We start from the raw sequence: 14,047 nt of genomic DNA on the forward strand, positions 1-14,047 counted from the left end.
GACGGGCGGGTTACCGCGAGCTTTTCATGGCGGAGGGTGGACTGGATTCACACCACGGGTGGAACCGGAGTACGACTTCGGGATGAGGTTTCACCCCGGCCGCGCTCAACTTCGCCGTTCTGTCACCTGATCGGCTTCGCTCTGCGTTTCTTCGTTCACGGATTGTTCCGGTTCGCTCTCGTCGTTCTGGCGGGGACGGCGGAGCGGGACGGTCGTCCGTTCCCACAGTTTGCGGCCCTCTTCGGCGCGGATCCGTTCGCTGGCGCGTTCCATTTCGAGCCGCCGCCATTTCCGGCGCTGGCGTTTCGTCGCCTTGGCGGGCCACAGTTCCTGGATCGCGCTGTTGAAGTACGCGCCGAAGACGACCGCGAGCCCGATGAAGAACATCAGCAACAAGAACGCGATCGGCGCGGCGAGCGCGCCGTAGGTGTAGCCGGTCTTGGTGATCCAGTTCAGGTAGATCCGCAGCCCGATACTGGAGAGCAGGAACACGACCATGGCGAGCATCGCGCCCGGCAGCCCGCGGTGCCACGGCAGCCTGCGCGGCAGGGCCAGCTTGTACAGCGTCGTCAGCGCCAGCACGATCATCACGGCCAGCACCGGGTAGTACAGCGTGCCGACCCAGTAGGACACCGTGCCGCGCCAGTCGGTGGGGAAGAACTGGGGGAGCAGATCCGGGCCGATCGCCAGCAGCGGCAGCCCGACCACCAGGATGACCAGCCCGGCCAGGTACAGCAGGAGCGCGAAGATCCGCTGCCAGACGTCGTTGCGGACGCCGTACTGGTCGTGCGCCACGGTGATCGCGTCGACGAACGACGACATCGCCGACGAACCCGCCCAGAGCGAGATCAGGAAACCGACCGAGACGATCTCACCCTTGCCGACGAACAGGATGCTGTTCACCGTCGGCTCGATGATGTCGTGGACGGCGTTGTCGCTGAAGATCGTCTTGCTGAAGGTGATGATCCGGTCGTGGACGGCGGTCACGACCTCCTGGCCGAACCAGTCGCCGACGAAACCGAGGCAACCGAGGAGACCCAGCAGCAGCGGCGGGAGTGACAGCGTCTGCCAGAACGCGGCTTCGGCGGCCTCGGAGAAGATGTTGCCGTCCCACGCCTTGCTGAGCGTGCGGCTGAGCAGGCGCAACGGACCCCTGCGGCCCTTCGCGACCTCGGCGGCCGCATCCGGACGGCCGTTCTCCTCGCTCATGCAGCTCCTCCGCCGGCGCCGAGCGCCCTTGACGGTGTCCAGCATGGTCCATGCTGCGGCATTCGGCTCGTCACCCCTGGGTTTTCGGGTGAGTAACCCGACAACGGGGGTGGCGCTTCCGGCGTTCCATGGGCGCGGCAGGTAGTCTCTTCGAAGTGCCCTCACCTCAGGCGCCGGCGTCGCCGCCGGATACCCAAGTGGGGGTTTTCGCTTGTGACAGGGCGGATGACCAGGTGTTTTCGGGTGTGGGAGGAGGGGACCGGCATGGCGGAAACGGTTGAACGCGATCGGGGCGAGCTGGGCGCGCCTCCCGCGGCGAAGGACAGCACCGCCCGGCCGCTGCGTGCCTGGCAGCGGCGAGCGCTGACGAAGTACCTGACGAAGAAACCGAAGGACTTCCTGGCCGTCGCGACGCCGGGCGCGGGGAAGACGGTGTTCGGTCTCCGGATCGCGGCCGAGCTGCTGAGCGACCGGACCGTCGAGAAGATCACCATCGTCGCGCCGACGGAGCACCTCAAGCACCAGTGGGCGGCCTCGGCCGCGGCCGCGGGAATCGCGATCGACTCGAACTTCCGCAACGGCACCGGCGTCACCTCGCGGGACTACCAAGGTGTCGCGGTGACCTACGCGCAGGTCGCGGCGCATCCGACGCTGCACCGCGTGCGCACCGAGAACCGCAAGACCCTGGTCATCCTCGACGAGATCCACCACGGCGGTGACGCGAAGTCCTGGGGCGACGCGGTCCGCGAGGCGTTCACGCCCGCCGTCCGCCGTCTCGCGCTGACCGGGACACCGTTCCGCAGCGACGACTCGCAGATCCCGTTCGTCACCTACGAGCCCGACGGCTCGGGTTTCCAGCGCAGCAAGGCCGACCATTCCTACGGCTACGCCGACGCGCTCGCCGACGGCGTCGTCCGGCCGGTCGTCTTCCTGGCCTACTCCGGTGAGGCCTCCTGGCGCACGAGCGCGGGGGAGGAGTTCACCGCGCGGCTCGGCGAGCCGCTGACGGCCGAGCAGAACGCGCGGGCCTGGCGCACGGCGCTCGACCCGGCCGGCGAGTGGATCCCGTCGGTGCTGCAGGCCGCGGACACCCGTCTCGCGCAGCTGCGCGCCAACGGCATCCCGGACGCGGGCGGTCTGGTGATCGCCACCGACCAGGATTCGGCGCGCGCCTACGCCAAGATCCTGGAGCGCCTCTCCGGCCAGACCCCGACGGTCGTCCTCTCCGACGACCCCAAGGCGTCCGGGCGGATCAAGGAGTTCTCCGATTCGACCGACCGCTGGCTGGTCGCTGTCCGGATGGTGTCCGAGGGCGTCGACGTCCCGCGGCTCGCCGTCGGCGTCTACGCCACGAGCGCGTCGACCCCGCTGTTCTTCGCGCAGGCCATCGGCCGGTACGTGCGTTCGCGCAAACCCGGTGAGACGGCTTCGGTCTTCCTGCCGAGTGTGCCGGTACTGCTGGAACTGGCCAGTGAGCTGGAAGCCCAGCGCGACCACGTCCTCGGCAAGCCGCACCGCGAGAAGGAAGGCTGGGAGGACGAACTCCTGGCCCAGGCCAACCGCACCGAGGACGAGCCGGGCGAGGAGGAGAAGGCGTTCACCTCGCTGGGCGCCTCCGCCGAGCTCGACCAGGTCATCTACGACGGCAACTCCTTCGGCACCGCGGTGTTCTCCGGTTCCGACGAGGAGCAGGAGTACCTCGGCCTGCCGGGGCTGCTGGAGCCGGACCAGGTGCGTGCCCTGCTGCGGAAACGGCAGGAGGAGCAGCTCTCCGACGAGAAGCGGCGCAAGCCCAAGGCCGAGGAAGCCGCCCCGGTCGCGCGGCCGCAGTCGGTCAGTGAGCGGCTCGGCAGCCTCCGCAAGGAACTGAACGCGCTGGTGGGCGTGCACCACCACCGGACCAAAAAGCCGCACGGCGCGATCCACAACGAACTGCGCCGCGTCTGCGGCGGACCGCCGACCGCGATGGCTTCGGTCGAACAGCTCGAAGAGCGGATCGTCACCCTGCGTTCCTGGTGACCACTCCCCGCCCCGTGCAATGAAGGGGCCTTTCATAGCAAATTTTGCTATGAAAGGCCCCTTCATTGCACGGGGCACGCGTGAGCGGCGTCGTTAGTGTCCGAGGTACTGACTGCTTGTTCGGACGACTCGCGTGATCGGACGGACGCCAGGCGTGTCGTCCACCCAGTCACGTGAGCCGTCCGCTCAGTCACGCGAGGCGTCCGTTGGATCACGCGTGTCGTCCACCCGGTCACGTGTGATCACCAGCTCGGTCTAGCGAACGCGCCGGTCAGCGCGCCACGCCGCTGGCGCCGTCACGGTGAGTGAGTGGTGACGGTCACACCGTCAGCGAACCCGGACTTCGTACGGCTTGCTACGGCCACGTTGCCAAACCGTGTCCATTTGATGAGGCTTAATCGATTCAGCCGTCTTCCCCGGGACACATTCGGCGGCATATGTTGTCGCCCACAACATATGCGCGATGGTGCGACGGGTCCTCCAGGATCGCCGCCCGCGAGCAAGATCGGAGAAGGAACGAGGATGCGCAGCAGAACCCTTACCCTCCTCGCCGCGACGGTGGGCGCCGGCCTGGTGCTTTCCGCCTGCGGTGCCAACAGCGCCGACTCGGGCAGCGGCAACTCCTCGCAGTCCGCGCCCGCCCCCGGCGGTGCCGCCGCCGGCGGCAAGGTCGGCGTCATCCTGCCGGAGACCGCCACCTCCGCGCGCTGGGAGTCCTTCGACAAGCCGTTCCTGACCAAGGCGCTCAAGGACGCGGGCTTCGACGCCGACGTCCAGAACGCCCAGGGTGACGTCCAGAAGTTCACCACGCTGGCCGACGGCATGATCGCGCAGAACGTCAAGGTCCTGATCATCGCCGCCATCAACGGCGAGGTCGGCTCGGCGGTCGCCCGCAAGGCGCAGGCCGCGGGTATCCCGACGATCGACTACGACCGCCTGAACCTCGGCGGCAGCTCCGACTACTACGTCTCGTTCGACAACGAGAAGGTCGGCCAGCTGCAGGGCCAGGGTCTCGCCGACGCGCTGAAGGACAAGAAGGGCGCCGAGGTCGTCATGATCGAGGGTGCCCCGACCGACAACAACGCGACGCTGTTCGCCAACGGCCAGAAGTCCGTGCTGCAGCCGAAGTTCGCCGCCGGCGACCTGAAGCTCGTGCGGGAACAGGCCATCGACAACTGGGACAACCAGAAGGGCGGCCAGACCTTCGAGCAGATCCTGACCGACAACAAGGGCAGGGTCGACGGCGTCGTCGCCGCGAACGACGGTCTCGCCGGCGCGGTCATCACCGTGCTGAAGAAGAACGGCCTCAACGGCAAGGTCCCGGTCACCGGCCAGGACGCCACCGCGGACGGCCTCATGGCGATCCTGCGCGGCGACCAGTACATGACCGTGTTCAAGCCGATCAAGGAAGAGGCCGAGGCCGCGGCGAAGCTCGCCGTGCTGCTGGCCAAGGGCGACAAGGCGGGCGCCGACGCGCTGGCCACCGGCAAGGCGAAGGACCCGAAGGGCAACCGGGAGGTCAAGTCCGTGCTCCTCGAGCCGAAGATGACCACCAAGGACGGTGTCAAGGAGGTCGTGACGCAGGGCTACGTCAAGGCGGCCGAGATCTGCGGCGGCGACCTGGCCGCGGCGTGCACGCAGCTCGGTATCTCCTGATCCGTTAAATCCAGACAACCGGGCCGGGGCGCTTCTCGGACACAAGCGCCCCGGCCCGGTCTCCAGCCGGGAGAATTCGAGAACCCCCATGAGCGAACCCATCCTCGAACTGAAGCAGCTGAACAAGAGCTTCGGGCCGGTCCACGTCCTCCACGACGTGGACTTCAACGTGCGGGCAGGCGAGGTCACCGCGCTGGTCGGCGACAACGGTGCCGGAAAGTCCACTTTGGTCAAGTCGATCGCCGGGATCCACGGCTACGACTCGGGCACGGTGAAGTTCCAGGGCGAACCGGTGAACATCCACGGCCCGCGTGACGCCGCGGATCTGGGGATCGAGGTCGTCTACCAGGACCTCGCCCTCGCCGAGAACCTCGACATCGTGCAGAACATGTTCCTCGGCCGGGAACGCGGCAGCAAATGGCTGCTCGACGAGGCCAGCATGGAGAAGGCCGCCCGCGAGACGCTCGCCTCGCTTTCGGTCCGCACCGTGAAGTCCGTCCGCACGCCCGTTTCGGCCCTCTCCGGCGGGCAGCGGCAGACCGTCGCGATCGCCAAATCCGTGCTGTGGGACTCGAAGGTGGTGCTGCTCGACGAGCCGACCGCCGCGCTCGGTGTCGCGCAGACCCGTCAGGTGCTCGACCTCGTCCGCCGCCTCGCGGAGCAGGGCCTCGGTGTGGTGCTGATCAGCCACAACATGGCCGACGTCTTCGAGGTCGCCGACCGTATCGCGGTGCTCTACCTCGGCCGTCTCGTCGCCGAGGTGCACACCAAGGACGTCACCCACGGCCAGGTCGTGGAACTGATCACCGCCGGCCGATCCGGCGACCTCGGCCTTGCCCGCCCCGAAGCCGCCGTCCTCTAGAACCAGGCGAGAAAGAACCGGAAATGACTGAGACACCCGCAAAGCCCGCCTCGCCGGAGGGGGGCAAGCCGTCGTCCGCCGCGCTCAACCCGTCGGCGGCCATCACGGATTTCGGCATCGACACGACATCGATGTCAACGCGCGAGGCGGTCGGTGACTACTTCTCCCGGCTCAAGGCGGGGCAGCTGGGTTCCCTCCCGGCACTGCTCGGCCTGCTCGTGCTGGTGATCGTGTTCGCCTCGCTGTCGGACACCTTCCTGACCATGAACAACATCGCGAACCTGATGGCACAGGGCGCCGGCAAGGCGATCATCGCGATGGGCATCGTGTTCGTCCTGCTGCTCGGCGAGATCGACCTGTCCGCGGGCACCGCGTCCGGCGTCACCGCCGCCGTCCTCGCGATGCATTACGTGCGCAACGGAAACCTGTTGGGCGGCATGGGGAACGGCGTGTTCATCGCGTTCCTCGTGGTGCTCGCGATCGCCGCGCTGCTCGGCGTGATCCTGCGGATCTGGGCGGGTGTCGGATTCGCCGTGCTCGCCATCGCGCTGGTGCTGTCGGGAGCCGCGGCCAACCCGTGGATCGAGATGGTGCTCGCGATCAGCGTCGGTGGCGCGATCGGTGTCCTCACCGGGTTCCTCGTCTCGAAGATCGGGATGCCCTCGTTCGTCGTGACGCTGGCGCTCTTCCTCGCCTGGCAAGGTGTGATCCTCCAGTTCATCGGTGAGGGCGGCACGCTCGGCATCAGCACTTCGGACGTGTTGTTCAAGGTCGCCAACGGCAACCTGTCCACCGTGGGCAGCTGGATCCTCTTCCTGATCGCGGCCGGCGGTTTCGCCGCGGTGTCACTGGGCCAGCACTTCTCCCGGCTCAAACGCGGTCTGGTCACCCAGCCGACGCCGATGGTGCTGTTCAAGGTCGGCGCCATCGGCGTGGTCGCCGCGATCGCGACCTATCTGCTGACGCTGAACCGCGCGCCGAACCCGAACATCGTGATCTCCGGCGTCCCGTACGTCGTGCCGATCGTGCTCGGCCTGCTGGTGCTCGGCACCTACGTGCTCAACCGCACGCAGTACGGCCGCCACATCTACGCGGTCGGCGGCAACCGCGAGGCGGCCCGCCGCGCCGGTATCAACGTCGAGAAGATCCGCGCCTCGGTGTTCGTCATCTGCTCGGCGGTGGCGGCGATCGGCGCGATCGTCTACTCGTCGAAGGTCGGTTCGGTCGACCCGCAGGCCGGTGGCCTCAACACGCTGCTGTTCGCGGTCGGTGCCGCCGTCATCGGTGGTACGTCGCTGTTCGGCGGCAAGGGCCGGGTCGTCGACGCGGTGATCGGTGGCCTCGTGCTGGCCGTCGTGGAGAACGCGCTGGGCCTGCTGAAGCAGTCGGCGGCGGTGGTCAACATCGTCACCGGTTTGGTGCTGCTTCTCGCGGCCACGGTGGACGCGCTGTCCCGGCGCCGCGCGGCTGCGTCGCCGCGCTGAGTCCGCATGGAATGATGAAGCCCGTGACCAGCACACCCGTTGCACGACCAGACGAGGTGCGCAGGCACAACCGCACGACCTTGCTCCGGTTGCTGCACGTCAGCGGCCCGAGCACCAGGGCGACCCTCGCCACCGAGCTGGGGCTCAACCGCAGCACCATCAAGACCCTCGTCGACGGCCTCGCGGAAGCGGGGGTCGTCGAGGAGCGGGTCCCGAGGCCGGGACGAGGGGCGGGCCGCCCTTCGCTCCTGGTCCTGCCGCAGCCGCACGCGGCGGTGGTGCTCGCGGTCGACCTCCAGGTGGAACACGTGGCGATCGCGCTGGTCGGGTTCGGCGGCCAGATCCTCGGGCGCAACAGCTGGAACCTCCACGGCCGCATGCGGGAGGCCGGCGAGGTGATCACGCATGTGATCGAGTCGACCGCCGTGCTGGCCGGCGACCTCGGTGTGCAGCCGATCGCCGCGGGGGTGTCCGTGCCCGGCGTCGTCCGCCGGGCCGACGGACACGTCCACGAGGCGCCCAACCTGCGCTGGACCGACGTGGCGCTCGGGGAACGGCTGGGCGGTGTGCTGCGTATTCCGATCCTGGTCGGCAACGACGCCGAACTGGGTGCCATCGCCGAACACCTGCGCGGCGCCGCGCGAGGCTCGTCCGACGCCGTGTACGTCTCCGCCGACGTCGGTGTCGGAGGAGGGATCATCGCGGACGGCTCGTCGCTGCGCGGCGGCGCCGGGTACGTCGGCGAGATCGGGCACATGGCGATTCGGCCGGGCGGCCGCCCCTGCTACTGCGGGTCCAGCGGCTGCTGGGAGACCGAGGTCGGCGAGGCGGCGCTGTGCCGCGCGCTCGGCCTGCCCGAGGACACCCCGCGCGGGGCGATCATGTTCGAACTGCGCGAACTGGGCCGAGACCCGCGCGCGGCCGAGGAGCGGCTCTCGGAGTTCGCGGAATGGCTGACGCTCGGCCTGGTGAACGTGGTCAACCTGCTCGGCCCGCAGCTGGTCGTGCTGGGTGACCTGCTCACCGTGCTGCCCGAGTCGGTCGTGAAGTCGGTGGCGGCCGAGGTCCGGCGGCGGAGCCTGGTCAGCCGGGCCGTGGGCGGGACGCAGATCGTGAGCTCGGCGCTCGGTGCCGACGTGAAGCTCCTGGGTGCGGCCGAGGCCGCCTTCGAGATGATCCTGGACACGGTTTAGGGGGCACGCGAGTGTCATGAAAGGGTCGTTCAGGACAAAAAACGTCCTGAACGACCCTTTCATGACACCGGTGGCGGCTTCACGAGGCCGGACAGCAGGGCCACCAGGGCGGCCAGGGCTTTCTCCTTCGCCGCTTCGGGGTCTTCGGCGTGCGCGATCATCAGCGCCGCCTCCGCGCAGGCGCTCAGCGTGAGTTGCGCCAGCTCCGGGATCGGCGCCTCGATCAGCAGGCCGTCCGCGGCGGTGGCTTCCAGGATTTCCGTGATCAGGCCCAGCCCGTACCGGTTCTCGAGCTCACGCCATTCCTGCCAGCCGAGGACGGAGACGGCGTCCGTGAGTGCGATCCGCACCACCTCGGGCCGCAGGCACAGGTCCAGGAACCGGCTCAGTACCCCCAGCGCCCCCGACCACGGATCCTCCGTCGCCCGCAGCACGGTCTGGAGTTCCTCGGTGATCTCCGTTTCGATCTGCTCGATCACGGCGCGGAACAGGCCCTGTTTGTCGCCGAAATGGTGGTACAGAGCGCCGCGGGTGACGCCGGCCGCCCGGACGATCTCGTCGGCGGGTACGGCGGCGTAACCCTGTTCGGCGAACAACGTCCGCGCCGCCGTGATCAGCGCGGCCCGCGTCGATCGCGATCGTTCGGTCTGGCTACGTCGTGGCGTGGGCACGCAGGAATTCCACCATCACGGCGCTCAACCGCTCCGGCTGGTCCTCCGGCACGAAGGCGTAGGAGTCCTCGATCGTCTTCAGTTCGGCGTTCGGCAGGACCCCGGCGAGCTTCTCGCCCAGCCACAGCGGGAAGTGCCGGTCTTCGGTCGCCCAGGCCAGCAGGACGGGTTTCCCGAAGGCGGGCAGCCGCTCGGCGGCGGTCAGCGTGTACCGGTTGTCGACGCTCGCCGTGAACCGGCGCAGATCATCCCGGATCTCCGCGCTCCGGCGGCTGGGCAGCAGGTACGCGTCCAGAACGTGGTCCGGGACCGGGTGTTTGGCCAGCCAGAGGAAGTCCGTCTTCGTCAGCAGCCACCGCCAGCGCAGCGCCTCGACCATCAGCCGGGCACCGCCGGGAATCCTGGCAAGCGTGCTCAGCCCCTTGAACATCGGCGGCAGGAAGCGCTCGAAGGAATCCGACGGGGTCAGCACGACCCGGCCCACCCGTTCCGGGCTCGTGGTCATGAGCAGCTGCGTGAGCGCGCCGCCGGTGTCGTTCGCGACCACGGTGGCGTCGGTCAGGTCGAGCACCTCGAGGAATCGCGCGATGAGCGCGGCGACCCCGGGCGGGCTCAGGTCCGCATGGGGGACCGGGATCTCGTGCGAGCCCAGCGGCCAGTCCGGGGTCAGGCAGCGGAAACCGGCGTCGGCGACCGCTGGGGCCACCTTCCGCCAGAGCAGGCCGTTGGTGAGCAGGCCGTGCACGAAGACCACGGGAGGGCCTTCGCCGCGATCGCGGTAGCGGACGCGGGCACTGCCGAGGTCAGCCATGTGCACCTCGCCGAGGAGGTCGCTGGTCGTCATGGCAACTAACATACATGCTGTCTGTATGTTTTTGAAGCCGCACGATGACCTAGGCCGCTCCTGAGACGCGCCCAATGTGGCATTGGGGACGCTCAGGGGCCCCAATGCCACATTGGGCGCACCGATCGAGCCCCAGGGTGCCAGGACTCCAGGACAAAAACAGGGCGGCCGGCGCGCTCCATGGGGAGCGGCCGGCCGCCGGGTGGTCGTGTACTGGTGGGCTACCGCTGAATGTCCGCGGACATTTCCTTGAGCTTCGTTTCGTGTGCGCGGGCGTGGTGACCACAGAAGAGCAACTCGCCACCGGTGCTGAGAATGGCCCGAACCTGGGCTGCAGCTCCACACCGGTCGCATCGGTCGGCAGCGGTCAGTTCGGGGCGGGTGAGCGTCGGTGAAGTCATTGGAGTCTCCCTCCGTCCCGGCACCGGTGGCCCGGTGCCATCGATCCAGCTACGACCACTTCGGCACTGATGCCGGCAACGTTCGTTCCCGGCCCCGCCGTGTTCGTGCTTCCACTCTTCCAGACGTTTGGCAGCCCGCAAGTGTTCCCGTGCGGGTGTCTCATTTGTCACTGGTAATTACCTCGTATGCCGTAGCGTAATCACGCAACGTAGGAGAAGACTCCCCGCCGAACCGTCTTTTCCCACGTCAGGCACCATGCAGGCGTGGGTATCGCAGTCGTCCGGAACCGTCTTCCGAGCGTGCCGGCGCCGGTCTTGTTCGTTCTCAGCGGAATTTCCATGTACGCCGGTGCGGCCGTCGCCGTAGGTCTCTTTTCGGTCGCCTCCCCCGCGGGGGTGGCCTGGCTTCGCTGTCTCGGGGCGGCGGTGGTCCTCCTGGCGTGGCGCAGGCCACCGCGCTCGGCGTGGACCGGGCGCACGTTCTTGCTCGCGGGTGCTTTCGGCGTCGTCACGGCCGGGATGAACGTGCTGTTCTACGAGTCGATCGCGCGGTTGCCGCTCGGCACCGCGGTCGCCCTCGAGTTCACCGGGCCCGTGGTGGTGGCGGCGTTCGGTTCGCGCACCCGCCGGGACGTCTTCGCGCTGCTGCTGGTGGCGGCCGGGGTGATCGCCATCGCGGACGTCCGGCTCGAAGGCAGCCTGCTCGGTGTGCTGTTCGCGCTGGCCGCGGCGGCCGCCTGGGCGGGGTACATCCTGCTCGGGAAGCGCGTCGCGGTCGGCGGGAACGGGATCGACGGGCTGGCCGTCGGGTTCGCCGTCGGCACCGTGGTGCTGTCGCCGCTGGCGTTCGGCACCGGTGCGGTGTGGGCTTCGCCACGTCTGCTGCTGTTGGGCATCGGGGTGGGCGTGCTCGCGACCGTCGTGCCGTACGCGCTCGACCAGGTGGTCCTGCGCAAGGCCGGGCGGGCGCGGTTCGCGCTGCTGCTGGCGTTGCTGCCGGTCACGGCGGGGCTGATCGGCTTCCTGTGGCTCCGGCAGGTCCCGACCCTGCCCGAGGCGATCGGCACACTGGCCGTCGTCGCCGGGGTCGCGCTGCGTTCGCCGGGGAAACGCGATGGCCCGGCGCCTTCCTGAGCGGGATACTGACCAGTCTGTGGCGCTTCGAGCACCAGGAGGACACGTGGCCGAGATCCGGCGGGCCGGTACCGTCGAAGAGATCGTCGCCGCCCAGCACCTGTTCGACGGCCCGGCGCAACGGGCGGCGTCCGAGAAGTTCCTCGCGGCGGAGGAGAACCATCTCCTGATCGCCTACGAGGACGGCGAACCCGCGGGGATGATCACCGGCACCGAGGTGACGCATCCGGACAAGGGCACCGAGATGTTCCTCAACGAACTCGACGTCAGCCCGGACTACCAGCGCCGCGGGATCGGCCGTGACCTGGTCGACGCGCTGGCCGGGATCGCGCGGGAACGCGGCTGCCGCGGGATGTGGGTCGGGGTCGAAACGGACAACGAGGCCGCACTGGCGACCTACGCCTCGGCCGGGGCGTCGAACGACGGACCGTTCATCATGCGGTCATGGACGTTCGAAGACTGATGTCCTCCGGAATCGACGGCGACCGGACGGGGTTGTCCGGCCGCCGCTGGCTGCCCGGCGGCGAGCATCTCGTCGCCGTCGCGCGGGCCGAACTGCCGCAGAAGGACGGGCTCGCCGGGCCGTTCACCGCGCTGGCCGCCCTGCGCGCGGCGGGCTTCGACGTCGCTGGCCAGGACGAGGTCGCGGCGCTGGCGGGTACCACGCCGGAGGGCCTGTCGCGGGCGATCGGGACGCTGTCGGGCGGACGGCTCGCCGCAGTGCCCGCCACCGGGAACTGGGCGCCGCAGTCGGTGTTCATGCTCCTTGCCGCGTTGTGGCGGCTGCCTAGGGTCGCGTTGATCGCGGAGGTCGACCCCGCCGAATTCGGCGCCCACGACACGCCGGCGCGAGCGCTGCTCGACTACCTCGACACCGGTATCCCGCCGCTGTGGTCGTCCCGCTGGCGTCCGCCCGCCGGGCATTTCGTGCTGGCGACCGGGATGCGGATCGGCGCCGAAGGAACCCTCGTGTCCGTTATGGACGGTTATCCGTCCTTGGGGGACAACGGATTGCACGACCAGCCGGTGGAATGGATGGCCGCGGCGCTGAAACGGATGCTGATCGTGGTGGACGACGCCGACGCCGAGACCGCCCTCGGCGCGATCACGACGGCAGGTCTGTGGAGCTGACTTCGTCCTTCGCGAACCGTGAATGCCGGCGCCCGTAGAAGACGTAGATCAGCAGGCCGAGCAGCAGCCACGCGGCGAACCGCAGCCAGGTCATCACGTCCAGGTTCAGCATCAGGTAGAAGCACGCCAGCGCCGCCGCGATGGGCAGGTAGGGCGAGAACGGCACGGTGAACGGGCGCTCCAGATCCGGGCGGCGCTTGCGCAGCACCGGGACGGCCACGGCGACGATGATCATCGCCGACAGCGCGCCGATGCTGACCATGTCGGCGAGTTCGGAGATCGGCACGAACGCGGCCAGCGCCGCGATCAGCACGGCGCCGGCGACGGTCATCCGGTGCGGGGTGCCCCAGCGCGGATGCGCCGTGCCGAACTTCTTCGGCAGCAGGCCGTCGCGGCCCATCGCGAAGCCGATCCGGCCGATCGTCACCAGTTCCACCATCATCACCGACGTCAGCCCGGTGACCGCGCCGAGCGAGATCAGCGCGCCCACCCAGTGCTGCCCGACCCGGTCGAAGGCGTCGGCGAGCGGGGCGCCCGCGTCGATCTCGGCGAACGGCACCATCCCGGTCAGCACCAGCGAGACACCGATGTAGAGCAGCGCGCAGACCCCGAGCGCGCCGAGGATGCCGACCCGCAGATCGCGTTTCGGGTTCACGGTCTCCTCGCCGAGGTTGGCGAGCGCCTCGAAACCGGTGTAGGCGAAGAAGACGACAGCGGCGGCCGTCACCATTCCGGCGATTCCGTAGACGGACTGTTCGAGCCCGAGCGCGGCTTGCACGATCGGCTGATGCAGGGTGCTCGCCGTCTCCGCCGGTGCCTGCGCGGGCGGGATGAACGGCGTCAGGTTCTCGCCGCGGATGTAGAACACGCCGACCGCGAGGATCAGCACGCACACCGCGACCTTGACCAGCACGAGCAGATTCGTCACCCGCGCCGATTCCTTGATCCCGAGGACGGCGATCACGGTCAGCACGGCGATGATCGCGACAGCGCCGATGTTCACCTTCGCGTCTTCGCCGAACCAGTCGGGGGAGAGCCCCATCAGATTCGCGAGATAGCCGGACCACCCGCGTGACACGACGGCCGCGCCGAGGGCGAACTCCAGCAGCAGATCCCAGCCGATGATCCAGGCGAAAGTCTCGCCGAGGGTGGCGAAAGCGTAGGTGTAGGCGCTTCCCGCCGTCGGCACGCTGGAGGCGAGTTCGGCGTAACAGAGGGCGGCCATCCCGGCCACGACGGCGCCGAGCACGAACGAGAGCGTGACCGACGGGCCCGCGTGGGATTTCGCTTCGACCCCGGCGAGGGTGAAGATGCCGGTGCCGATGATGATGCCGACCCCGAAGCCGACCAGGTCCCGTCCGTGCAGACGGCGTTTCAGCTCACCGGAATCCTGCCGTTTCAGGACCTCGTCCACGTCCAGAGTTCGCCGCATGAAAGGTCACG

Annotated in this window: 13 protein-coding genes; 8 read left to right on the plus strand and 5 right to left on the minus strand. The window is 68.8% G+C overall.

The genetic code is table 11. The annotated features are described in order from the left end of the window. Nucleotides 1–105 precede the first annotated feature (105 nt). Nucleotides 106–1,209 (minus strand): YihY/virulence factor BrkB family protein, encoded by a 1,104-nt coding sequence (locus tag ACIHAO_RS13170; protein ID WP_396557434.1) that lies wholly within the window; start codon nt 1,207–1,209, stop codon nt 106–108. 264 nt (nt 1,210–1,473) lie between these two features. On the opposite strand from ACIHAO_RS13170, the gene ACIHAO_RS13175 reads away from it, so the two are divergent. The 5 genes from ACIHAO_RS13175 (at nt 1,474) to ACIHAO_RS13195 (ending at nt 8,423) form a co-directional block, all read left to right on the plus strand. Continuing rightward, nucleotides 1,474–3,228, plus strand: a complete 1,755-nt coding sequence (locus tag ACIHAO_RS13175) for a DEAD/DEAH box helicase (protein ID WP_125780226.1) — start codon at nt 1,474–1,476, stop codon at nt 3,226–3,228. Nucleotides 3,229–3,750: 522 nt separating this feature from the next. Next, nucleotides 3,751–4,884 (plus strand): sugar ABC transporter substrate-binding protein, encoded by a 1,134-nt coding sequence (locus ACIHAO_RS13180; protein ID WP_125780228.1) that lies wholly within the window; start codon nt 3,751–3,753, stop codon nt 4,882–4,884. 88 nt (nt 4,885–4,972) lie between these two features. Then, the gene (locus tag ACIHAO_RS13185; protein ID WP_125793637.1) at nt 4,973–5,746 is read left to right on the plus strand and encodes an ATP-binding cassette domain-containing protein; all 774 of its coding nucleotides are present in this window, start codon (nt 4,973–4,975) and stop codon (nt 5,744–5,746) included. Between the two features lie 23 nt (nt 5,747–5,769). Beyond that, entirely contained in the window at nt 5,770–7,230 is a 1,461-nt protein-coding gene (locus ACIHAO_RS13190; RefSeq protein WP_396557437.1) for a sugar ABC transporter permease, read from the plus strand. Nucleotides 7,231–7,241: 11 nt separating this feature from the next. Beyond that, a complete protein-coding gene (locus ACIHAO_RS13195) occupies nt 7,242–8,423 on the plus strand; it encodes an ROK family protein (RefSeq protein ID WP_396557439.1) in 1,182 nt (393 codons plus the stop codon). Nucleotides 8,424–8,482: 59 nt separating this feature from the next. On the opposite strand, the gene ACIHAO_RS13200 is transcribed toward ACIHAO_RS13195, so the two are convergent. The 3 genes from ACIHAO_RS13200 to ACIHAO_RS13210 all read right to left on the minus strand — a co-directional run bounded on the left by ACIHAO_RS13200 (nt 8,483) and on the right by ACIHAO_RS13210 (nt 10,339). Beyond that, complete coding sequence (locus tag ACIHAO_RS13200; protein ID WP_396557441.1) at nt 8,483–9,094, minus strand: TetR/AcrR family transcriptional regulator; 612 nt, start codon at nt 9,092–9,094, stop codon at nt 8,483–8,485. After that, entirely contained in the window at nt 9,075–9,938 is an 864-nt protein-coding gene (locus ACIHAO_RS13205; RefSeq protein ID WP_396557443.1) for an alpha/beta fold hydrolase, read from the minus strand. The genes ACIHAO_RS13200 and ACIHAO_RS13205 overlap by 20 nt, the downstream gene beginning before the upstream one ends. 221 nt (nt 9,939–10,159) lie before the next feature. Then, a complete protein-coding gene (locus ACIHAO_RS13210; RefSeq protein WP_016332937.1) occupies nt 10,160–10,339 on the minus strand; it encodes a hypothetical protein in 180 nt (59 codons plus the stop codon). 339 nt (nt 10,340–10,678) lie between these two features. Here ACIHAO_RS13210 and ACIHAO_RS13215 point away from each other — a divergent pair, with 339 nt between their 5' ends. The 3 genes from ACIHAO_RS13215 to ACIHAO_RS13225 are packed head-to-tail and all read left to right on the plus strand — an operon-like array spanning nt 10,679 to nt 12,604. Continuing rightward, nucleotides 10,679–11,473, plus strand: coding sequence for an EamA family transporter (locus ACIHAO_RS13215; protein WP_396557696.1), 795 nt, complete (start codon nt 10,679–10,681; stop codon nt 11,471–11,473). Nucleotides 11,474–11,519: 46 nt separating this feature from the next. Next, complete coding sequence (locus ACIHAO_RS13220) at nt 11,520–11,936, plus strand: GNAT family N-acetyltransferase (protein ID WP_396557445.1); 417 nt, start codon at nt 11,520–11,522, stop codon at nt 11,934–11,936. Beyond that, nucleotides 11,936–12,604: a DUF6885 family protein gene (locus ACIHAO_RS13225; RefSeq protein ID WP_396557698.1), complete on the plus strand. Its 669-nt coding sequence runs from the start codon at nt 11,936–11,938 to the stop codon at nt 12,602–12,604. The genes ACIHAO_RS13220 and ACIHAO_RS13225 overlap by 1 nt, the downstream gene beginning before the upstream one ends. Here the strand turns inward: ACIHAO_RS13225 and ACIHAO_RS13230 are convergent. Beyond that, the gene (locus tag ACIHAO_RS13230) at nt 12,579–14,018 is read right to left on the minus strand and encodes an APC family permease (RefSeq protein WP_396557700.1); all 1,440 of its coding nucleotides are present in this window, start codon (nt 14,016–14,018) and stop codon (nt 12,579–12,581) included. The genes ACIHAO_RS13225 and ACIHAO_RS13230 overlap by 26 nt on opposite strands. Nucleotides 14,019–14,047: the final 29 nt, after the last annotated feature.

This window comes from Amycolatopsis sp. NPDC052450 (assembly GCF_044547565.1).
GTDB lineage: Bacteria > Actinomycetota > Actinomycetes > Mycobacteriales > Pseudonocardiaceae > Amycolatopsis.